Source organism: Achromobacter sp. AONIH1 (genome assembly GCF_002902905.1).
In the GTDB taxonomy this organism is placed as follows: Bacteria; Pseudomonadota; Gammaproteobacteria; order Burkholderiales; family Burkholderiaceae_B; genus Achromobacter.
This window is the reverse complement of the sequence record NZ_CP026124.1, coordinates 6,376,970-6,397,653: the sequence shown is the minus strand read 5'-3', so window position 1 is coordinate 6,397,653 and position 20,684 is coordinate 6,376,970. Positions and strand designations below refer to the sequence as shown.

At 68.0% G+C, this 20,684-nt stretch carries 22 protein-coding genes; 2 read left to right on the top strand and 20 right to left on the bottom strand.

Going from position 1 to position 20,684, the window contains the following annotated elements:
- Positions 1 to 100: 100 nt before the first annotated feature.
- The 19 genes from C2U31_RS29225 to C2U31_RS29135 all read right to left on the bottom strand — a co-directional run bounded on the left by C2U31_RS29225 (position 101) and on the right by C2U31_RS29135 (position 16,974).
- Positions 101 to 481 carry a hypothetical protein gene (locus C2U31_RS29225; RefSeq protein WP_103275992.1) on the bottom strand — a complete coding sequence of 127 codons (381 nt, stop codon included), beginning with the start codon at positions 479 to 481 and terminating at the stop codon, positions 101 to 103.
- 195 nt (positions 482 to 676) lie between these two features.
- Positions 677 to 1,051 (bottom strand): DUF4148 domain-containing protein, encoded by a 375-nt coding sequence (locus C2U31_RS29220; protein ID WP_103275991.1) that lies wholly within the window; start codon positions 1,049 to 1,051, stop codon positions 677 to 679.
- Between the two features lie 320 nt (positions 1,052 to 1,371).
- Positions 1,372 to 1,587, bottom strand: coding sequence for a SlyX family protein (locus C2U31_RS29215; RefSeq protein WP_103275990.1), 216 nt, complete (start codon positions 1,585 to 1,587; stop codon positions 1,372 to 1,374).
- An 86-nt stretch (positions 1,588 to 1,673) separates the two neighbouring features.
- A complete protein-coding gene (locus tag C2U31_RS29210; RefSeq protein WP_103275989.1) occupies positions 1,674 to 2,282 on the bottom strand; it encodes a nitrogen fixation protein NifQ in 609 nt (202 codons plus the stop codon).
- Positions 2,283 to 2,401: 119 nt separating this feature from the next.
- Complete coding sequence (locus tag C2U31_RS29205; RefSeq protein WP_233772548.1) at positions 2,402 to 2,830, bottom strand: DUF3995 domain-containing protein; 429 nt, start codon at positions 2,828 to 2,830, stop codon at positions 2,402 to 2,404.
- A 177-nt stretch (positions 2,831 to 3,007) separates the two neighbouring features.
- Positions 3,008 to 4,117: a hypothetical protein gene (locus tag C2U31_RS29200; RefSeq protein WP_103275987.1), complete on the bottom strand. Its 1,110-nt coding sequence runs from the start codon at positions 4,115 to 4,117 to the stop codon at positions 3,008 to 3,010.
- Positions 4,114 to 5,532 carry a hypothetical protein gene (locus tag C2U31_RS29195; protein WP_103275986.1) on the bottom strand — a complete coding sequence of 473 codons (1,419 nt, stop codon included), beginning with the start codon at positions 5,530 to 5,532 and terminating at the stop codon, positions 4,114 to 4,116. Before C2U31_RS29195 ends, C2U31_RS29200 begins: the two co-directional genes overlap by 4 nt.
- 274 nt (positions 5,533 to 5,806) lie before the next feature.
- Positions 5,807 to 6,157 (bottom strand): cytochrome o ubiquinol oxidase subunit IV, encoded by a 351-nt coding sequence (gene cyoD, locus C2U31_RS29190; protein WP_103275985.1) that lies wholly within the window; start codon positions 6,155 to 6,157, stop codon positions 5,807 to 5,809.
- A complete protein-coding gene (gene cyoC / locus C2U31_RS29185; RefSeq protein WP_103275984.1) occupies positions 6,157 to 6,771 on the bottom strand; it encodes a cytochrome o ubiquinol oxidase subunit III in 615 nt (204 codons plus the stop codon). Before cyoC ends, cyoD begins: the two co-directional genes overlap by 1 nt.
- Before the next feature lie 3 nt (positions 6,772 to 6,774).
- Complete coding sequence (gene cyoB / locus C2U31_RS29180) at positions 6,775 to 8,751, bottom strand: cytochrome o ubiquinol oxidase subunit I (protein WP_103275983.1); 1,977 nt, start codon at positions 8,749 to 8,751, stop codon at positions 6,775 to 6,777.
- 2 nt (positions 8,752 to 8,753) lie between these two features.
- Positions 8,754 to 9,662, bottom strand: a complete 909-nt coding sequence (gene cyoA, locus C2U31_RS29175) for a ubiquinol oxidase subunit II (protein ID WP_103275982.1) — start codon at positions 9,660 to 9,662, stop codon at positions 8,754 to 8,756.
- Positions 9,663 to 9,886: 224 nt separating this feature from the next.
- Entirely contained in the window at positions 9,887 to 10,438 is a 552-nt protein-coding gene (locus C2U31_RS29170; protein WP_103275981.1) for a response regulator transcription factor, read from the bottom strand.
- 2 nt (positions 10,439 to 10,440) lie between these two features.
- A complete protein-coding gene (locus C2U31_RS29165; RefSeq protein ID WP_103275980.1) occupies positions 10,441 to 11,643 on the bottom strand; it encodes an ATP-binding protein in 1,203 nt (400 codons plus the stop codon).
- Between the two features lie 211 nt (positions 11,644 to 11,854).
- Complete coding sequence (locus C2U31_RS29160) at positions 11,855 to 12,217, bottom strand: DUF4148 domain-containing protein (RefSeq protein ID WP_103275979.1); 363 nt, start codon at positions 12,215 to 12,217, stop codon at positions 11,855 to 11,857.
- Between the two features lie 223 nt (positions 12,218 to 12,440).
- Positions 12,441 to 12,953, bottom strand: a complete 513-nt coding sequence (locus C2U31_RS29155) for a copper chaperone PCu(A)C (RefSeq protein ID WP_103275978.1) — start codon at positions 12,951 to 12,953, stop codon at positions 12,441 to 12,443.
- Positions 12,954 to 12,981: 28 nt separating this feature from the next.
- Positions 12,982 to 13,602, bottom strand: a complete 621-nt coding sequence (locus C2U31_RS29150; RefSeq protein WP_103275977.1) for an SCO family protein — start codon at positions 13,600 to 13,602, stop codon at positions 12,982 to 12,984.
- A 64-nt stretch (positions 13,603 to 13,666) separates the two neighbouring features.
- The gene (locus C2U31_RS29145) at positions 13,667 to 14,089 is read right to left on the bottom strand and encodes a DUF2946 family protein (protein ID WP_103275976.1); all 423 of its coding nucleotides are present in this window, start codon (positions 14,087 to 14,089) and stop codon (positions 13,667 to 13,669) included.
- A gap of 76 nt (positions 14,090 to 14,165) precedes the next feature.
- Positions 14,166 to 15,689, bottom strand: a complete 1,524-nt coding sequence (locus C2U31_RS29140) for an acyl-CoA-binding protein (RefSeq protein WP_103275975.1) — start codon at positions 15,687 to 15,689, stop codon at positions 14,166 to 14,168.
- Positions 15,679 to 16,974, bottom strand: coding sequence for an MASE1 domain-containing protein (locus C2U31_RS29135; RefSeq protein WP_103275974.1), 1,296 nt, complete (start codon positions 16,972 to 16,974; stop codon positions 15,679 to 15,681). The genes C2U31_RS29140 and C2U31_RS29135 overlap by 11 nt, the downstream gene beginning before the upstream one ends.
- A gap of 303 nt (positions 16,975 to 17,277) precedes the next feature.
- Here C2U31_RS29135 and C2U31_RS29130 point away from each other — a divergent pair, with 303 nt between their 5' ends.
- On the top strand, positions 17,278 to 17,964 hold the full coding sequence (locus tag C2U31_RS29130; RefSeq protein ID WP_369869804.1) for a peptidoglycan DD-metalloendopeptidase family protein: 687 nt from the start codon (positions 17,278 to 17,280) through the stop codon (positions 17,962 to 17,964).
- A 50-nt stretch (positions 17,965 to 18,014) separates the two neighbouring features.
- Here the strand turns inward: C2U31_RS29130 and C2U31_RS29125 are convergent, their stop codons facing one another.
- Positions 18,015 to 18,914 carry a LysR substrate-binding domain-containing protein gene (locus C2U31_RS29125; protein ID WP_103275972.1) on the bottom strand — a complete coding sequence of 300 codons (900 nt, stop codon included), beginning with the start codon at positions 18,912 to 18,914 and terminating at the stop codon, positions 18,015 to 18,017.
- A 93-nt stretch (positions 18,915 to 19,007) separates the two neighbouring features.
- Between C2U31_RS29125 and C2U31_RS29120 the strand changes: the two genes are divergently transcribed.
- The gene (locus tag C2U31_RS29120; protein ID WP_103275971.1) at positions 19,008 to 20,666 is read left to right on the top strand and encodes an FAD-dependent monooxygenase; all 1,659 of its coding nucleotides are present in this window, start codon (positions 19,008 to 19,010) and stop codon (positions 20,664 to 20,666) included.
- Positions 20,667 to 20,684 lie beyond the last annotated feature (18 nt).

Sequence of the window (20,684 nt, the reverse complement as noted above, 5' to 3'; positions counted from 1 at the left end):
CTTGCGATGAAAACAAAACGCCGCCCGGTCTGTGGACCGGGCGGCGTTTTGTCATTCGCGGGGCCGGTTCCGCGCCAGGCGCGGGCGGGCCCGGCCAGCCTTAGTTGCTGCTGGCCTTCCAGCTGCCGTCGGGCTGCTTGCAGAACCAGAACTTCCAGGACTCAGTGGTGTTGGCCCGCGCGAAATCGCCTTCCAGGAAGCGGCAGGCGCGATCGTCCTTGAGCTTGGTGGTCTGCGTCGGGGTGAGCTTGACCGTGATCGGCGGCGTGACCTTGCGCTTGGGCACGCTGGACCAGTTGGTGCTCTGGCCGTCGGCGGAGTTGTTCAGCGCGTCGGCGATCGCCTGGTGGAACGAGGGCTGGTCGGCCTTGGGGATCTGCGTGATCAGCGCATGGTTGAGCATCACGGCGGGCGCGGCCACGGCGGCCTGAGCCAGGCCGAGGGCGAGCGCCGCCGAGGCGAGAACGCGGGTGTATCTCAAGATGGGCTCCCGGATAATGTAGAACCGCTATTGTCCTACACCTGCCGGGAACGGGGCCATGTTCCCGTGATTCTTTTGCTGGCGGGGCGCTGGCCGCCGGGCAAAAAAATGCCGCCCCGGAACCGCGGGCGGCGAAATACAACACGGGGGAGGGTTGTTCGTTGCGGGGCGAGGCGGGCGGCGCCCGCCGGTGACTCATTCGCCGTGATAGACGCCGGAGAACGGCATGTCGTTGGGTTCGACGTTCGACACCTGGCCGGCGATCTTGGCGCTGGCCAGATCGGCTTCGACCTGGGCGCGGCTGGGGCCGTTGTACGGAGTGCCGTAGACGCCGGCGAAGGGCGTGTCGTTGGGCTCGACGTTCCAGACCTGGCCGGCCGCCTTGGCGGCGGCCTTGGCCGCGGCCAGCTCGGCCTGCACCTGGGCGCGGCTCGGGCCTTCATACGGCGTGCCGTAGACGCCCTGGAACGGTACGTTGTTCGGTTCGATGTTGGGCGAGGCGTGGGCGGCGGCGCCCAGCGCGGCCAGCGAGAACATCAGGGCGGTTGCGAAAGTCTTGGTGGTCTTCATGGTGCTTCTCCAATTTGTAGAGCCGGGGGGAGCGAATCCGGCGGCCTGCCGTCGTGGTTCGTTGTTGTTTCCGGTTGAATGAATGATGCGCCGATCCGGGATCCGGATAAACCCGTATATTCAAAAAGCATATTTCCACCAGTGGGATAATTTATTTGTTTTTTCTGAATAGACATCACCGGTGGCGGCCATGGGGGCGTGCGCAAGCCACCGACATGCCAGCTGATGCGCGGATAGGCGGGGGAATCGGAGCGGGGATGAGCCGGACGGGATCGTCCGGCACGGCGCAGGCGTGGCGCGGGCGCGCCGGAACCGGGCGGTCAGTAGTGCGGCGGCAGTTCGTCGCGCAGGCTGCGGAAGGCGGCGCCTTCGGGCTGCTGTTGCTGGCGCAGGTCGGCCAGCTCGCGCGCCAGCCGTTCCATCTGCTGTTGCTGGCGGACGATGATCTGGTTGAGCTGCTCCAGCATGTCGTCGGCGAAGCTGGCCTTGATCTCGAGTTCCGTCAGGCGGCGTTCAATGTCTTGCGTCGTGTCCATGGCGGGTATTAGAACCGATTCCCGGCGGCGCGCGGGATCCGCTCCGGTCGCCGCGCGCCAAGGCGCGACCGGGCGGCGCGGCGCAGTCAGGCCGCCGCGCCGCCGTAGCAATGTTCATGGTCCTCGCAGCCCGGACAGCCGGGCGCGGCGGCGGGCGGCAGCCCGGCATGTTCGCAGGCGGCATAGGCCAGGTATTGCTTCCAACGCAGGTTGCGCACGTTGCGCGCCGCCAGTCCGGGATAGTGGCGCGTCAGCAGGGCAGTCACGTCCTCGCGGCCGGACAGGCCCAGGTCGCGCCACAGATGGTCGGGGCGCAGGCAGGCGCGCGTGAGCACGCTGCTGACCAGCGGGGTGGTGTCCAGCTCGGGCGCGCTCCAGGTTTCCAGCAGCACGCGCAACAGCAGCGAAAAACCGGGCTGCGGATCGTCCAGGCCGCGCGCCTCATAGGCCTGGAGCTGCGGTCGCAGCGCTTCCAGCTCCGCGCTGGTGTCGTCCAGCGCGCCGGGGAACAGGGTCTCGAGTAGCGCGCGCAGCTCCGCTGGCGGCAGGCCGCTGCGGCCCGGATCGCCCAGCGCCAGGCACTTGCCAAGCACCGTGGCGAAGAACGCGGCGTCGGGGTCGTCGGGCTGCGCGTGGCGCAGCAGCGTACAGGCCAACAGGCGGGAGGACTCGTCGGCGACCAGGGCGTGATCCATGAGGGGCGGCTACGGAAAAGGAAGGCGGGAGCGGAGCGGGATATTGAAGGTGCCAATCAATCGTTATGTCGCAGAATATATAACGAATCGATCTTGCGTCGCCGGGCCGGGCGGCGTCATCAGGCCAGTGGCCAGGACGCGGCCAGCGTGCCGGCGGCCAGCAGCAGGCACAGCGGTGAATAGACGCGCGTGTCCAGGCGCGCGAAGGGGTTGCCGCCCTTGCGCTTGAAGAATCCCACATAGCCGAAGTCGCCGATGGCGCGGACCAGCAGGCCCAGTGCCAGCGCGGCGCCGGCCCAGCGCGTCCAGCGCGCGGCGCCGATGGCGGGCAGCAGCCCCGCGTTGAAGGCGACCAGCGCGGCGCAGGCCAGCAGCGCCGTTCCCACAGCGGCGGTGCCCGCGGCCGATGGGCGGAACAGCGGCGAGCCGTCCTGGCGCGTCGGAATCGCGGCGCCGTGCGCCAGCTTGCCGCCGGCTGCCCAGTACAGATGCCAGAGGCCGAGAATGACGAAGATGGCGCTGGTGAGCGTGTGGCCCATGGTAGTCATGTTTGCTTGTGTTCCAGGTGCGGCGGTAGGGAGCGGGCCGGGGCGGCGGCTCGAGGACATTCCATCGTCGCCAGCCGCGAGGCGTCGGCGCCAGCATAGCGGCAAGCGCCAGGTTCCGGACAACGATCCGGACAAGCGGCGCGCGGACGCGGCCACGAGCCCGCGCCGCGCTCGTGCTCACTGTGGCTTTGGAATCTGCAGCGATTGGTTCACGGATGCGGGTGCGCCAGCCTTGGCCGCCTGCGCGCCAAGCAGGTTGAGGTATTTCTGCAGATCGGCCAGACTGCCGGAGAACGTGGCCATCATGGTGGCCTTCTGGACCGTGCTGTCCTTGTAGACGGTTTCGGTCACGTTGATCACGGCCGCTGCCGTGGAGGCGTTGCTCAGTTGTGGAAGGGGTTCGTCGATGATGGTCCGGACTTCCTGCGCCAGTTGCACGACGGTCAGCACGCCTTGTAGCAGCCGGACAGTCTGCAGCGCCGAGGCGGCGCGTCGTTCGCGCTGCAAGGCGCGCTGCAACTCGGCGTCGGCCTTGGCGACGCGTTCCTGGGAGGCGCGGATTTCCAGCATGGCCGAGTCCACCGCCTTGCGCGCGAATGTGTCCGCCAGCCGCTTCTTGGTGGCTACGGCCACGTTCTCCCAGCGCGTGCGCGCGTTCCAGCTGCGCCGGGCATGGTCCGCCGCATAGCGGCCGAAATCGTCGCGCAGCCTGGCGTCCAGATCTCGCGCCAGGCCGCGCTCCACCGCCGCGATCACCGGTTTGTCGCCCTCCAATTTGATCCAGAAATAGGTCTCGCCCAGCGGGTGCACCGACCAGCTGTCGGGCACGCCGGGCCGCAGGCTCGGGCGCGACCAGTAGTCGTAGAGCGCGTCCTCGGGACGGGTGCCGGTACCGGCCAGCCACAGCCGGTCGCCCAGGATGCCCACGGCCTTGAAGGGGCTGTCGGGGTGGGAACGCTCGATCAGCCGTACTTCGACCAGTGCGCCGTCGCCAGTCCATTCGATGAGTTTCCTGGCGTCGGCGACCGATTCGCGTAGCAGCACATCGATCTGCTTGCGCACCGCCTGCTCGCCGTAGAGATTGACCCACCAGGCGATGCCGTCGATGGCGCCGGACCAGGCGTCGGCCACTTCGCTGGGCGAGCGGGGCACGGCCGCCGCGCTCCAGGTCTTGCTTGGGATCAGCACCGTCAGATCGGACGGCGACTTGCCATCCTGGGCATGGCTGTCCGCATGCATGCCGGCGGCCGCCACGACCAGCGCGAGTGTGAGGGCGAGGGCCTTCATGCGACCGCCCGCGCGAAGGCGTTGCGGCTCGCACGCGTGGCGTCGAGCAGCTTGTAGGTCGTGAACACCAGCGCGCGCTGGGCGTTGTAGCTTGCCAGTTCGTTGCCATCGAATCGGCCGAGCGCATCCTCCACGGATTTGAACTGGCGCTGCACCGCCGCCGCCTGTCCCGCCTCCGTGGTTTCGCCGCCGTTCACCGCGATGCCGCAGTGGGCGGGCGTCGCCGCTTTCCAGCCGCGGTCCAGGGCAAGCTGCGGCATCTGGTTCTCGTCCTGGTATGAGCGCAATGTCCCGACCAGGCCAGATGCCCGGTCTGGGGTGTAGATGGGATCGGCGGCGTAGCTGCCGCAATAGCAAAAGTCCTTGTGCCTCGCCAACACCGATGCGTCGCCCAAGGCGGGCGCGGCGCCCATTGTCGCTTTTGGCGCCAGTCGGTTCGACGCAGGCGGTGGCAATTCCGCCAGTTCCGGTTCCGCCATGCGGCTGGCTTCCAGGATGCGGCCAAGCGCCGAGTTGATCTCCAGGTCGCGGGATACCATGCGTGGATCGCAGACGGACTCGATGCACTTGCCACGCTTGGTACCGGTCTGTTTGCCATAGGTGCCGCAAGCCAGGACGAATTCCTGCGAGGCCGAGCCCGGCCCGTTGGCGATGATGGCTTGCCATTGCGCTGTCATGGCCTGTCGCTGCGCGGCCGGCAGACCGTTCAGCGCGGTCGCGCCCATGTTGGTCAGCAGCGTGCCCTCGTCGATCAGAGAGCGGTAGAGGCTGAACTCGCTGTCACCCAGGATGGCGTCGAACCAGGGCAGGTAGGCGATGGCGACCCAGCGGCGGAAGTCCGCCTGTCGGCCCAGGAACCAGTGCGCGCGGGCGTCGACCGCGCCGATGACGGCGATGCAGGATGCTGCGGTGCCGCCCACGCCATAGGCGGCCGCGCGCGCGCCGGTCAGGTTGGCGCAGGTCTGCAGGATCTGCTCGCAGCTGCGGCGGTCCACGTCGCGCAGCTTGCCTCGCTGCTTGTACGATTCTTCCACGGCCTGCAGCAGGTTCAGCGCGGTCTGCGTCTGCTGGGCCAGCTGATAGCCCTGGACCTCCACGAAAATCCGCCGCATCCGTTCGGGCAGCTCCGCCAGCTTGGCCTGGATTTCCGCGACGCGTAGCAGCACTTCGCGGGTCAGGCGGATGTTTTCTTCCGACAATTGCTTGATGTTGGCCAGGTAGGCGCCGAGCCCGCCGTCGCCGCCCCTGGAGAAAGCCGAAATGGCGCTCAGCGCCAGCGCGGCCACCTGTACCCAGGCATGGGCGTCGCGCATGAACGATAGCCTGCCCTGCCTGAGCCCCGGATTGATCCATGGCAGCGTCGCGGCCATGGCCCCCACGACGAAACGACGCCGCGTGACGCGCTCGATACGCATGTGCAAGTTCTCCCCGGTTCGGCTTGCCTCGGATTCGTGGGCAGGATTCTTGAACCTCCCGGGCGCTGACACAACTTGGTGGAAACGAGGATTATCTTTCCCGGGATTTCGGCGGAAGCTGATAGACCCCCGCTCGCCGCCCCGCTTGCCCGGTCCGACGGCGATTGCCCGTGCGAACCCCGCCGTTGCGCAGCGGCGGCGCAAGAAAAAAGCGGATGCCGTCAGGCATCCGCTTTTTTTACGCTGTCCGCGCAAGCGCGGCACGGGACGCGATTTACATCGCGTGGCCCATGTTGACGTTCATGTTGTACAGCACCCAGGCCGAACCGCCGACGATGATGGCGATGATCATCACGGTGAACAGGAACGTGGCCAGGTTGTCGCGGGCGGACTTGGAGGCGCCCATGTGCAGGAAGTACACCAGCTGCACCAGCAGCTGGAGCACGCACAGCGCCACCACGCCGATGATGGTGACGGTGTGCGACAGCGCGCCGTGCATCACCAGGCCGAAGGAGCCGAAGGTGAGGAGCAGCGACAGCACGAACCCGGTGATGTAGGACTTCAGGGTGCCGTGGTCGGCGGCGTGGTCGTCGTGGCCGTGAGCGGCCGCAGCGGAGTGCGACATCAGATGGCTCCCATGAGATAGACGAAGGTGAAGACGCAGATCCAGACGATGTCCAGGAAGTGCCAGAACAGGCTCAGGCACGCCAGGCGACGCTTGTTGATCGAGTCCAGGCCGTGGCGGCGGATCATGTCGATCATGACGATGATCCAGATCAGGCCGAAGGTCACGTGCAGGCCGTGCGTGCCGATCAGCGTGAAGAACGCCGACAGGTACGCGCTGCGGCCCGGGCCGGCGCCTTCCGTGATCAGGTGATGGAATTCATAGACTTCCATCGCGATGAAGCCCGCGCCGAACAGGAACGTGACCATCAACCAGCCCATCGCGCGGGACTTGTTGTTGGCGTGCACGTTCAGGTTCGCCATGCCGAAGGTGAAGCTGGAGAACAGCAGCAGCAGGGTCTCGACCAGCACGAACTTCAGGTCGAACAGCTCCTTGCCGGTGGGGCCGCCCGCCGTGGCGTTGGCCAGCACGGCGAAGGTGGCGAACAGCACCGAGAAGATGAGCAAGTCGCTCATGAGATAGACCCAGAAACCGAATACGGTCTTGGAACCATCGTCATGGTGCGCGTGATCGTCGTGACCCGCGTGGGGGTGGGTGGCAACAGCTTGGATCATGACTCAGGCGGCCTTCTGCATTTTGTCAAAGTGAGCGTTCTCGATGCGTTCGACTTCCGCGGCCGGGACCCAGTAGTCGACGTCGCGGTCATAGGCGCGAACGATGAACGAACCGATCATGCCGACGAAGCCGACGATCGACAGCCACCAGATGTGCCAGATCAGGGCAAAGCACATGACCAGGCCAAAGGCGCCGATGAATACGCCGGCGGCGGTGTTCTTCGGCATGTGGATGTCTTCGTACTTGGCCGGGCGCTTGTAGGCCTTGCCGCTTTGCTTGTCTTCCCAGAACTGGTCCAGCTCGTTAACCTGCGGCACGTGGGCGAAGTTGTAGAAAGGAGCCGGCGAGGAGATGGCCCATTCCAGCGTGCGGCCATCCCAGGGATCGCCGGTCACGTCCTGGTTCTGCTTGCGCTGGCGGACCGACACGAACACTTGCTGCAGCAGGAACCAGATGCCCAGCATGATCAGCGCGGCGCCGGCCAGGGCGACCAGCAGGTAGGGTTGCCATTCGGGGTTGTCGTAGTGGTTCAGGCGACGCGTCATGCCCTTGAAGCCCAGGATGTACAGGGGCATGAAGGCCAGGAAGAAGCCGACGAACCAGCAGTAGAACGAATAGCGGCCCAGGCGCTCGTTGAGCGTGAAGCCGAAGGCCTTGGGGAACCAGTAGGTCATGCCGGCGATGCAGCCGAAAACCACGCCGCCGATGATGGTGTTGTGGAAGTGAGCGATCAGGAACAGGCTGTTGTGCAGCACGAACGACACGCCGGGGATGGCCAGCATCACGCCGGTCATGCCGCCGATGACGAACACGATCATGAAGCCCAGCGTCCACAGCACCGGCGTGGTGATGCGCAGGCGGCCTCGGTAGATGGTGAACAGCCAGTTGAAGATCTTGGCCCCGGTCGGGATCGAGATGATCATTGTCGCTATGCCGAAGAAGGCATTGACGTCGGCTCCCGCGCCCATGGTGAAGAAGTGGTGCAGCCAGACCAGGAACGACAGCACGCCGATGGCGGCCGTGGCGTAAACCATGGATTTGTAGCCGAACAGCGTCTTGCGGGCGAAGGTGGCGACCACTTCCGAGTACACGCCGAAGGCCGGCAGCACCAGGATGTAGACCTCGGGGTGGCCCCAGATCCAGATCAGGTTCACGTACATCATGACGTTGCCGCCCATGTCGTTCGTGAAGAAGTGCGTGCCCAGGTAGCGGTCCATCGTCAGCAGCGCCAGCGTGGCGGCCAGCACGGGGAAGGCGGCGACGATCAGGACGTTGGTGACCAGCGAGGTCCAGGTGAAGATCGGCATCTTCATCAGGCTCATGCCCGGCGCGCGCATGCGCAGGATGGTCACGATGAAGTTGATGCCGGAAAGCGTGGTCCCCAGGCCGGATATCTGCAAGGCCCAGATGTAGTAGTCCACTCCGACGCTGGGGCTGTAGTCCAGCCCGGACAGCGGCGGATAGGCCAGCCAGCCGGTGGCGGCGAACTCGCCCACGAACAGCGAGACCATCATCAGCACGACGCCGGCGCCGAACAGCCAGAAGCTCAGCGAGTTCAGGAACGGGTAGGCCACGTCACGGGCGCCGATCTGCAGCGGCACCACGATGTTCATCAGCCCGGTGATGAAGGGCATCGCCATGAAGAAGATCATGATGACGCCGTGGGCGGTGAAGATCTGGTCGTAGTGGTGCGGAGGCAGGAAGCCGGCGGAATCGGCCGAGGCCACCGCTAGCTGGGTGCGCATCATGATGGCGTCGGCGAAGCCGCGCAGCAGCATGATCAGGGCGACGATGATGTACATCACGCCGATGCGCTTGTGGTCGACGGAGGTCAGCCATTCCGTCCACAGGTACTTCCACTTGCCGAAGTAGGTGATGGCGCCGAAGAGCGCGAGGCCCCCCAGGCACACGGCGGCCAGCGTAACCATGACGATGGGTTCATGGTACGGAATGGCCTCTAGGGTGAGTTTCCCGAACATTGTCAGTTGATTCCTGCGATCAGATTATTCGACGTGGGGGTGCACGTGGCGTCTTCCACGCCTGCCATCTTGGACATGGTCTTGCCCAGGATGAAATCGAACATGGCGGGCGGCACCGAGGCGTATTTCACGACCGGGTTGTGCTCGCTGCGCTTGGTCAGCTCCTGGTAGACCTCGGGCGTCAGCGCCTGGGGCGCGGCCTTGGCTTGCTTGACCCATTCGTCGAAGCCTTCCTGCGAGGTGGCGATGGCCTTGAAGCGCATGCCGGAGAAGCCGCCGCCGCTGTAGTTGGCGGAAATGCCGGCGTAGGTGCCGGGTTCGCGCGCGTTCAGGTGCAGCTTGGTTTCCATGCCCGCCATCGAATAGATCTGGCTGCCGAGCTGGGGAATGAAGAACGAGTTCATCACCGAGGCCGAGGTGATGCGGAAGTTCACCGGCACGTCCACGGGGAAGGCGATCTCGTTGACGGTGGCGATGTCGTATTCGGGGTAGATGAAGAGCCACTTCCAGTCCAGCGACACCACCTCGATGGTGACCGGCTTGTGTTCCGACACCAGGGGCTTGTACGGATCCAGCGCATGGGTCGAGCGCCAGGTGAGCACGGCCAGGATGGTGATGATGATCAGGGGAACGGTCCAGACCACGACCTCGATGGCGGTGGAGTGGGCCCACTTGGGCTGGTAAACGGCTTTGGTGTTGGAAGCGCGGTATTTCCAGGCAAAGCCCACGATCATGAAAAGGACGGGAATCACGACGAGGAGCATGAGCCCGGTGGCCGTGAGCAGGAGCGTCTTTTCCTGGGCGCCAATGTCTCCCTTGGGGGAGAGGATTTCCATGTTGCAGCCGCCAAGCAGCATGACCGCGCCGACGCCGAGAATGCGCGTAAGGGTCGCAAGGAGGGGGTGTTTCACGTACAGCCTTGGATGGAAGGTGGAAAATGCTGCAACGCAGCAGATGGTATGCTGCGAGGCAGCAACCTCCATCCTATCGACTTGATCTGAGTCAAGCCTGCGACGAATGGTCGCATTGCCCTGCGTGGCGCCAGCCCCATATTGCGGGATTCAGGGTTTTCCCAGGGAGCGGTGCGGCTGTCGCGGCGGTGGGCGGGTGCGACGATATGTCGCACCTGCACAAATCAATCCAGCAACACTTCGCGTTCCGGCCCCGGTTTCTTGGCCAGCTTGCGCTGCAGGGAGCGCCGGTGCATGCCCAGCAGGCGGGCGGCGGCCGAGACGTTGCCCCCGGTCTCGTGCAGCGCCTGGTGGATATGTTCCCACTCCAGCCGGTGCAGCGGGGTCATGGTGGCCTCGATCTCGACGCTTTCCGGCTTCACCAGGCCCAGGGTGCGCAGGATCATGGGGGCGGTGGCCGGCTTGGGCAGGTAGTCGTCGGCGCCGCGCTTGATCGCCTCGACCGCCGTGGCCACGCTGGCGTAGCCGGTGACCAGCAGGATCCGCATGTCGGCGCGCAGCGCGCGAAGGGGACGGATCAGGGTCAGGCCGGAGTCCTCGCCCAGGCGCAGGTCCACCAGGGCGAAGGCCGGCCGGATCTCCTCGGCCACGCGCAGCGCCTCGGCGATGCCGGTGGCGGTGCGGGTTTCCAGGCCCCGGCGCGACAGGCTGCGTTGCAGGGTGCGCACATACAGCTCGTCGTCGTCGATCAGCAGGCCAAGGTCGGTAGGATTCATAGTCAGGTCCCGGATGTGCCGAGAGGCAGATAGAAACGGATGCGGGTGCCCCCGTCTTCGGCGGCCGTCATGGTCATTTCGCCGCCCAGCTGTTCGACCGTGGCGTGCGACAGCGCCAGGCCCACGCCCAGGCCGCCCGGCTTGCCGCTGTTGAACAGGCTGGTGGCCGGCAGCAGGGTCCGGTCGGGATCGAAGCCCCGGCCGTAGTCCCGCACTTCGCCCCGCAGCGCGCCGTAGCCATATTCCAGATGCAGGTCCACGCGCGGCGCGCCGGCGGCTTCGCCGGCGTCGGCGGCATTGTTCAGCAGCGCCTGCAGCAGGTGGGCGATGGCCGGATCCACCCGCAGGCTGGACGGCAGGCTGCCCGAGCGCTGCAGGTCGATGGTGGGCCGGATCAGGCGCCACTGGCCCACCACTCGGACCAGGTCAACAGCGGTTGGGACCGCCAGATTGCGGATGCGTTCCCGGCACAGCGCCAGCAGCTGGCTCAGCGTGGCCACGTCGGCGCGCAGGTCGGGATCCTTGACCTCGGCGGAGATCTCGTCGGCCAGCAGGGTCATGGTGGCCAGCGGCGTGTTCAGCTCATGGGCCATCGCGGCGGCGTGCGTGGCCAGGGCCACGATGCCTTCATTGCGGGTGAAGCGCTCGCGCAGCCGGGCCAGTTCGCGCTCGCGGGCGCGCAGGTCGGCCGCCATGCGGGTCGAGAACACCAGCACCACCACCACGGAAATCAGGAAGTTGGCGCCCAGGCCCCACAGCAGCAGGGTGTGGGCGTCGATGCCGCCTTGCAGCGGCCGGCCGAACAGGGCCGCCAGCACATAGCCGCTGATGCCGGCCACGGCGGCGGCCAGGGCCCAGTTGCGCGGCAGCGCCAGCGCGGCCAGCGCCGTCAGGATCAGGAACATCATGCCGAACGGATTGCCGATGCCGCCGCTCCAGCCCACCATCCAGGCCAGCACCGCCATGTCGACCAGCAGGTGGGCGAAGGCCGTCACGTGGGACAGGTCGCGGCTGTGCCGCAGGCGCAGGATGGCGTAGAGGTTGAAGCCGATCAGCACGCCCACGCCGGTCCACAACGGTTCCAGCGGCAGGTCCAGCCGCAGCAGGCTGCTGGCCAGCAGGATGGTGGCGGCCTGGCCCGCGATGGCGAGCCAGCGCAGGCTGCATAGGGTACGCAGGAATGAAAAGGCGGAACTACCGGGCATGTCCAGACACTGATGAGCCGGCGCTTCCTGCCGGCGGGTACGGGCGCCCGGCTGCGCCAAACGCTCGCGTCCGCGGGGCCGGCCGGGGCGGCCAGGCCATGCCCGGGCGTGGTCGGCGCGGGCGGCGGATGCGGGCTTATTGTAGGCGAATCACAGGGGGCCGCCGGTCGGCGGGCCGGCCAGGCTGTCCCCGATAGCTGGCCTGCCGCGCTTACTGCATGCCGGCGGTGCCGCTGTGCGCCATCATGGGCGGCGGATAGTCTTCCTCGTCCGAGGCCATCAGGCCGGCGACCTCGGCCTGCTGCAGTTCCTGCTCGACCTGTGCGCGGCTTTCCGGCATGCCTGTCGCCGCGATGGCGGGCGGGTAGTCTTCCTGGCCGAACGAATACTGGCCGCTGGTCTTGGCCTGGGCCAGTTCGGCGGCGACCTGATCGGACGTCTTGGGCGCGGGCGCCGCGTAGCTGACGCGCCAGTCGCCGTAGAGATCGCGCTTGTACTGGGCCGGCTGCGCCTGCGCGGCGCCGGCGGCGGCCAGGCCCGCGCAGAGCCAGAGAGTGGCTGTTAGGGATTTCATGAAACGCTCCTTGCTGTCACAAAGCATGCGGCCTCGGAGCGAACCGGGCCGCGCCGTCGCCCGCGCGGCTGCCTGCGGGCGATTTCCCATTGCCGGTTGGACCGGCGGGCGGCAGTGGCGTTGCGTGGGGGACGGCGCGGTTACACAAGAAGCGTTTCAAGAATGCAGCAGAACTGTCGCGCCGCTTTCAGGGGGGCGGAGCGGCAGCGCCGCGGACGGTCGCCTACTTGGCCGGCGCGGCGCCGTGGCCGCCGGCGCCATGGCCGATCGCGGCGGCGCCCAGCGGACGGGCAATGGCATTCACCGGCACGCGGCGTTGCTGATGCTTGTCGTCCTCGACCACCAGCGTCAGGGCGACGTGGTCGCCTTCCTTGATCTGGCCGGGCAGGTCGAGCAGCATGATGTGATACCCGCCAGGCTTGAGTTCGACGGCCTGTCCGGCGGGCAGGTCGATACCGCTGACCTGGCGCATCTTCATCACGTTGTCCTGCATGGCCATTTCGTGGACTTCGGCATGCTTGGCCGCCTGGGACTCCACCGCCACCAGGCGGGCGGGCGTGGCCGAGGTCAGGCGCATGAAGACGCCGGTGGCGTGCTGGCTGGGCACGGTGGCGCGGACCCACGGGTCGTCGATTTTCAGGCTGGCTTCCTGCGCCAGGGAGGGAGCGGCGGCGGACAGCGCCAGCGTGCACAGGGCGAGCGCGGCCAGGGGCTTGAAGAATTTGATTGCTTGCATGGTGTATTCCTGATTCGGTGCGGTTGGGTCAGATCACGGTGCGCAGGTCCTGCGCGCATTCCTCGGCGCTTTGCTGGTGGCGCAACGCCAGGCGCAGCTTGCCCTTGGCGTCGATCACATAGCTCAGCGCGGTGTGGTCCATGGTGTAGGAAGAGCCCGTGGTGACCTTCTGGTAGAAGACCTTGAAGGACTGGGCGGCGGCGCGGGTCTGCTCGGCGTCGCCGCGCAGGCCGACGAATTCCGGGTCGAAGGCCTGGGTATAGGCCTTCAGGATTTCGGGGGTGTCGCGCTCCGGGTCCACGGTGATGAACAGCACGCGCAGCTTGCCGGCGTCGGCGCCCAGCAGTCGCTTGATCTCGGTGGCGCGCGTGAGCGCCGTGGGGCAGACGTCCGGGCATTGGGTGAAGCCGAAGAACAGCAGCACGGCCTGGCCACGGTAGTCGGCCAGCCGGCGCTCGCGATCCTCGGTGTCACGCAGCTGGAAATCGCCGGTGGGCATGCCGGACAGGTCCATGCCGTTGAGCTTGGGGGCTTCCTGGCCGCAGGCGGCCAGGGTCATGAGGCCGGCCGCGGACAGCAGCAGCCGGCGCCGCCGCGTATCGGGCGCGCGTGCCGCGCCGGTCGGCGCGGACAGGATGGGGGAACGCATGGAAAACCTCGGGTCGGACGGTTCGACAGGGCGCGCGGCGACAGGGCCGCGCGGTCGGTGCGAGTCAGGCCAGGGGAGGTGGCGCCCGCGAGCCCAGCGGCGGACCGTGGGCGACTGTCGCGGGCAGGGGAGGTTGCGCGGGTTGCGCCGTCGGCGTCGTGTCGGCCGGCAGCGACAGGGGATTCAGGGAAAACGCGGGCGCGGGCGTCAGGTGCGCCAGCAGCCCGAACGGGCATTGCGCGCCCGTCTGCGCGTCATGCGCGGGCTTGCCGTCCTTGAGCGTGCTCAGCGCCGCGCTGAGCGCGGCAGGCGCGCCGGCGGCGGTGCAGAACGTGACTTCGAAGCGGCCGGCGTCCAGGGCGCGGGTGTCGGGCATGTAGCCCGCTGGCACCAGCGCGCGCAGCAGCAGCGTCATCAGCGCCAGCCATAGCACCAGGCGGCCGCGCGTGGCGGTCCGGTTGCTGGGCGGGGCGTTGTAGCGGGACATGGCCGTATTCTAGGGCGGTTTTCGCGTCGGCAGTTTGCGCCGGGCCGTGTTGCCGTCGTATATGGGCGAGCCGGCGTCAGGCGTCCGCGTCCAGCCGCCGCACCAGGGCGATATAGCGCCGCCGCGCCTGGTCGGCGGGCAGGCCCGCCAGCAGCCGCCAGGCGGCGTGGCGCACCTGGGCGCGGGCATCAGCGTCCGTGGGCGCTTCGGGCGGGGCGTCGCCTCGCCGGACCTGCCATTCATACGCCTGCAGCCGGATTTGCACGGCGGCCGATGGCGGCTGTTGCAGCGTGCGCAGTTCGATCATGGCGGCCTCGAAGGCGTCGGCCAGTTCCTCGGCCGGGATCGCCAGCGTCTGCGGATCCATGGCGTCGGCCTCCGGCTCCACGCCGCTGGCGGCCGCCAGCCTGCGCCATAGCGCGTCCGCGCGCGGCGGATCGTCCGCCACGGAATTGACGCGGGTGATGACATTGGCGCGCAGCCGCAGCGTATGGGTCGCGCCGCTTTCCTGCAGGCCGGGACCGTCCTGGACCTGGAAGCGCAGCGGCATGGCGAAAGCGCGGCCGCGCGGCTCCGGCGCGCCGACCTCGAGAATGCGCAGCGTGTTGCGCGAATAGTCCATCAGCCGGGAGAACAGATCGATCAGCGCGCTCTTGCCCCGATAGACGCCGCTGAGCGGGCTGTCGCCTTCCTCGGTCCAGACCACGTTCTCGGCGAATAGCGGGAACAGGGTTTCGAACTCGCCCGCCCGCAGCGATTCGCGATAGGTCGACAGCAGGCGCTGCGCGTCCTCGCCTTCCAGCGATTGCAGCCGGCTCGGCTGGGAAGCTTCGGCGACGCGGTCCATGAAGCGCAGCACCTCCGCCGCGACGCGGTCGCGGTCATTGTCCACGCAGATCATGTGATAGCTGTTGTCCAGCAGGACCAGGCGGCTGTCCGCGATGCCGTCGCGCAGGAAATGCGCCGACCGCGCCGAGGTCAGCTCGTCCTCGTGCGCGTGCATGATCAGCGTCGGACAGGCGATGGCGTCCAGGCCGCGCATGACCCAGCCGCGCAGCCGGTCGACCTCCCGGACGCAGGACAGGGGCACCCAGCGGTAATGGAAGTTCTCGCCGCGCTCGAACTTGGCCTTGACGATGGAGCGGACCAGCTCGTTCTTCAGGCCATAGGGTTCTTCCTCTTCGACCCGCATGCCGTCGGCCAGCCCGGGAATGCGGTAGACCAGGTGGCGCAGGCCGCGGTACCAGGGCGTGCTCCAGCCGTCGATGAACACGGGGGCGGCCAGCGACACCAGCCTGCCCTTGCGGTGGTTTTCTCGCTTGCACAGTTCCACCGCCAGCAGCCCGCCCAGGCACATGCCCATGACGTGCAGCGTGTCGTGGCGACCGGCCACTTCGCGGTATTTCGCCGTGACGGCGTCCAGCCAGGATTCCGCGCGCACGCCGATCAGGTCTTCCGGCGCGGCGCCGTGGCCGGGCAGCGTCAGGGCATGGGTCTCCACGCCGGCGCGCCTGAGGATCTTGTGCATGGCCCCCAGGTCGTACTGCGTGCCGCCCAGCCCGTGGATGAGCAGGACTCCGGTGTCGGTGTCAGCGGACATCGCCTGTTCCCGGCTCCATCTCGCCGAGCCGCCACATGCCGGCCACCACGGCGACGCTGCCATCGAAATCGGCCAGCGGCGATCCCTTGTCGCTGATCAGCCGCCAGCCGCCCGCGCCATGCGCCAGCCGGAACAGCAGCGGCGTCATGTCCTGCGTGCCGGCGCGGCGCGCGGCCCAGTGCAGGGACAGGCGCGATCGGTCGTCCGGATGGGCGCGCGCCAGCAGCGCGTCCAGGTCGCGCATCGCATCGGCCGGCGCGCCCAGCGCCGCCTGCACGTCGCCGGCCAGCTCCAGCGAGCCGTCTTGCGGGTTGTAGCGGTACATCAGCTGATGGCTGCCGGCCAGCGCCAGCTCGAAGCGGCCACGCCATTGCTCGGCGCGCTCCAGCGACTGGGCGCGGGCGCTGCGCAGCGTGTTGACCAGCAGGATCAGCAGCGCGGTGATCGCCAGGTAGGCCTGGGTGGCCAGCAAGGCCTGCCAGGGATTGTCGGGGGCGACGAAAGGGCCTTCTCCCTGGCCGCTCTGGTAAAGCACCATGAACGCCAGCGTGACCACGGCCAGCGAACCGCCCAGCGGGCCCCAGACCAGGGCGACCAGCACCGCGAACACCAGTGGCAGATAGGTCAGCTCGAAGGTGACGACATAGGGCAGGTTGCGGATCATGTCGCCGTCGAAGGTCATGAAGGTGGCGCCGATCAGCAGCGCGTAGGCGACGGCGCCCAGCGCCAGGTCGCGCGCGCGGGGCCCGCCGGAACGGCGCGGCCGGAAATGCGCCAGGCCCAGGAGCGCCGGCGTCATGATGAGCACGCCGGCCAGGTAGGACGAGACCCAGTTGCGCAGCCGCAGCAGCGCGTGCGCCTCGTGCGCCAGCCAGAGCCAGCCGCCGCCCAGCAGCGCGCTGCTGGCCGCGCCCGCGACGGCGCCGGCCAGCAGCGCCGCGACGAAGCTCACGTCGCCCTCGCGCGGCGTCAGGCGCTGCACGGTCCAGGCCGCCAGCAGCGAGGACAGCGCCGCCGTGATGGCGAACACCAGCGCCGTCGCGGCCTGTCCGCGCCAGAGAAAGCTCAGGATCAGCTGGGCGCAGAACAGGCCCGCCATCAGCATCGGCCAGTGGCGGCGGGCCGTCAGCAGGTAGGCGCCCACCGCCACGCCCGAGGGCAGCCAGACGAAGCTGGCATGGCTGACCGGGTCGTTGAACAGATGCGAGAACGCGGCGCACAGCAGGTAGGGGATGGCCCAGAGCAGGCAGAGCGGCTGGCGTGGTCGGGTGTCGGGCTGGCCCATGGCTATCCTTGCGAGCGGTCGTGTCTTATTGGTCTGTTACGGCGAGATTGCGTCATCTTGCCATTTTGCGCGTTATACACGGCCTTGGGGGATGCGCGCAGCCGGCGGGCCGCGCCGGCCTCCCAAAATCTTGGTACGCTAAGGCCTGCCTGCATCCAGGGGCGCGCCCCGCGCGGGGCGCGCCTCCGGTTCCCCATCCGCCTTCGCCGCCCGTCTTCAGTGCCTTCGCCGACCGCTCTGCATCCTGCCTTTTCAGCGCCCGCTTCTGATCGGGCCAGTCCTCATCCGCGCCTGATTTCCTGGATACGCGTCGCCTGCGTGGCGGCGCTGCTGGCCGTGCTGGCGGCCTGCGGCACGACCAAGGTGCAGCCGGGTTACTACCGGGTGCAGTCGGGCGATACGCTGACGCAGATCGCGCGCAAGCAGGGCGTCAGCGTCGGCGACCTGGTGCGCTGGAACAAGCTGTCGAATTCCAACGCGATCGAAGTCGGCCAGACCTTGCGGGTCGAGGCGCCGGCCGGCCAGCAGGCTTCGTCCCAGCCCAGCCGGGCGCGCGCCAAGCCCTCAGGCGGCGGGCGCCAGGCCACGGCGCAGCCGCCGCGCCGGCGCACCGCGCCGCCGGGCGCGATCTCGCTGGTGTGGCCGGCCCAGGGCAAGGTGACGCGCGGCTACGACGGCTCGGGCTCGAATGGCATCGTGATCTCCAATGCCTCGGGCACCTCGGTGGTGGCCGCGGCCGCCGGCACCGTGGCCTATTCGGGCAGCGGCCTGCGCGGCTACGGGCACCTGGTGATCGTCAAGCACAACGCCAGCTTCCTCAGCATCTACGCGCACAACAGCAAGCTGCTGGTCAAGGAAGGGCAGCGCGTGACCCAGGGCCAGAAGATCGCCGAAATGGGCAATAGCGACAGCAAGCAGGTCGGCCTGTATTTCGAGCTGCGCTACGACGGCCAGGCGGTGGATCCGGCCGGATCGCTGCCGTCGCGCTGAACGCGCGCGGCCTGGACCTCTGTCGACGGTTGCCCGGGCGCCAGTGGGCGCTACCGCTTCCTGATGTGCCCGGCGGCGCGCCGCAGCAGCGTGCAGTAGTGTTCGGCCGCCGGCGTCAGCGGCAGTCCTGTGCGCTGCACGATGCAAACGGGCGGCGCGGGCAGCTTCTCCCGGACCTTGATTTCCTGGAACGTGTCCCGCAGCAGCGGGTAGCGCAGCCATTGGACCGGCAGCATCATCAGCAGGTCCGAACTGGGCAGCGCCGTCAGGAAGGTCAGCGCGGATTGCGCCCGCATCGCCAGCTTCGGCGCGGGCAGGCCATGCTTCTCGAACAGCGGGCCCAGTTCTTCCTCGGCCTTGTGGGTGATGGACGTGGTGATCCAGTGGGCGTCTGCCAGTTCGCGCAGCGATTTCGCCTGCGCCAGCGGATGGCCCTTGCGGCCCAGGATGACGCGGGTATTGTCGAACAGCTTCTCGACCCGCAGCTCGCCCGGCACGCGCGCGGGCGCCGGGCCGACGTAGAAATCCATGGAACCGTCCAGCAGCGCGCCCTCGACCAGCGGATAGACGCCGTCGACGATTTCCAGGTGGATGTCGGGAAAGCGCGCGCGGAACGCCGGCAGCACGTCGGGGAACAGCTCCAGGTGCGGGGCGGTGGACATGCCCAGCGTGACGCGGCCGTTGACGGCGCCGCGCAATTGGCCCGCCTCGTCGCGGGCGCGCTGGATCTCATGGTGGATGGCGGTGGCGCGGCGCAGGAAGGCCTGTCCGACCGGCGTGAGCTGCACGCCCTTGGCGTGGCGCTCGAACAGCGCCGCGCCCAGTTCCTTTTCCAGTTCCGCGATGCTGCGGGAAATCGCCGGCTGCGCCAGCCCCAGGTGGCGGGCCGCCGCCCGCACGCCGCCGCGTTCGGCGACGGCCAGGAAATCGCGCAGCGCGTTCAGCTTCATGGTCAGGGTGATACGAATTTGATATCGGCCTGGAAATTTTGCCATCTTTTTGTATCGAAGGGGGCTATCTAAGATACGCCGCAGTCCCGCAACATGGCGGGCGACCAGGGAGACGGCAAGGTGGAACAGCAAGCATCGCCACGGGTTCTGATCGTGGGCGCGGGACCGGCCGGTCTGAGCCTGGCGATCGAGTTGGGGCAGCGCGGCATCGCCTGCCTGGTGATCGAGCGCAACGACCGGGTGGGATACGCGCCGCGCGCCAAGACCACCAATGTGCGCACGCGCGAGCACTTGCGGCGCTGGGGCATCGCGGACCGCTTGCGGGCCGCCTCGCCGTTGGGCGTGGACTACCCGTCCAATGTGGTGTTCTGCACGCGCCTGGCCGGCGTCGAGCTGGCCAGGCACGAGAACGCCATGTACTGCGCGCCCGGACGCAATCCGCTGTATTCGGAGCATGCGCAATGGATTCCGCAATACACGGTCGAGGGCGTGCTGCGCGATCACGCGCAGTCGTTGCCGGGCGTCCAGATCCGCTACTGCTGCGAACTGCTGGACCTGAGCCAGGACGCGGACGGCGTGCGGACCAGGCTGCGCGATCTGTCGGGCGGCGCGGAATCGTCGGTCCGTGCCGACTACCTGGTTGGCGCCGACGGCGCGCGCAGCCGGGTGCGTGACCTGATCGGCACCCGCATGCTGGGTGAGTACGGCCTGTCGCGCAACCGCAATATCGTGTTCAGCGCGCCTGGCCTGGACCGCGCTCACCGGCACGGGCCGGCCATCATGTACTGGCAGGTGAATCGCGACGCTCCCAGCCTGATCGGCCCCATGGACCGGGGCGACACCTGGTTCTTCATGCCCACGCACGTCGATGCGGCGCGGCACGCGGGTGTGGCCGATGAGCGGGCGTTGATCGCGCGGGCGACGGGCATAGACCTGCCCTATCAGGTGCTGAGCAGCGACGAATGGGTCGCCAGCAAGCTGTTGGGAGACCGCTACCGCAAGGGGCGGGTCTTCCTGGCGGGCGACGCCTGTCACCTGCACCCGCCCTTCGGCGGCTATGGCATGAACATGGGCATCGCCGACAGCGTCGACCTGGGCTGGAAACTGGCCGCCGTGCTGCAGGGCTGGGCCGGGCCGGGGTTGCTCGACAGCTACGAGGCCGAGCGTCGTCCGGTGCATCAGTGGGTGATGGACGAGGCCGAGCGCAACCACGCGGTCCTGGGCAACCAGTTGCTGGCCGACGGCATCGAGGATGACGGCGAACGCGGGCAACGGATCCGGCGCGAGGTCGGCGGCCGCATCCAGGCCGCCAAGATGCGCGAGTTCGCGACCCTGGGCGTGGTGCTGGGCTACCAGTACGAGGATTCCCCCGTGATCGCGGCGGAGTCCGGCCCGTGTCCGGCCAGGGACTTCATCAACTACGTGCCGACCTCCAGGCCGGGCGCGCTGGCCCCGCATGCCTGGCTGCACGACGGCAGCTCCCTGTACGACCATTTTGGCCAGGGCTACACGCTGCTGGCGGCTTCGGCGTCGCTGGACGATATCGCGGCGGCCAGGGCCGATGCCCGGCGCGCCGGCGTCCCGCTGACCGTGATCCAGCCCGCCGAGGGCGCGATCGCCAGCCTGTATCCGGCCCGCCTGACCCTGATCCGCCCCGATCAGCACGTGGCCTGGCGCGGCGACGCCTGGCCGGGCGAGGGCGTGCTGGCCCGAGCGTGCGCCCTATCACTTCACCCACAACGAGGCGCATAGCCCGACGCAGGAAGCACG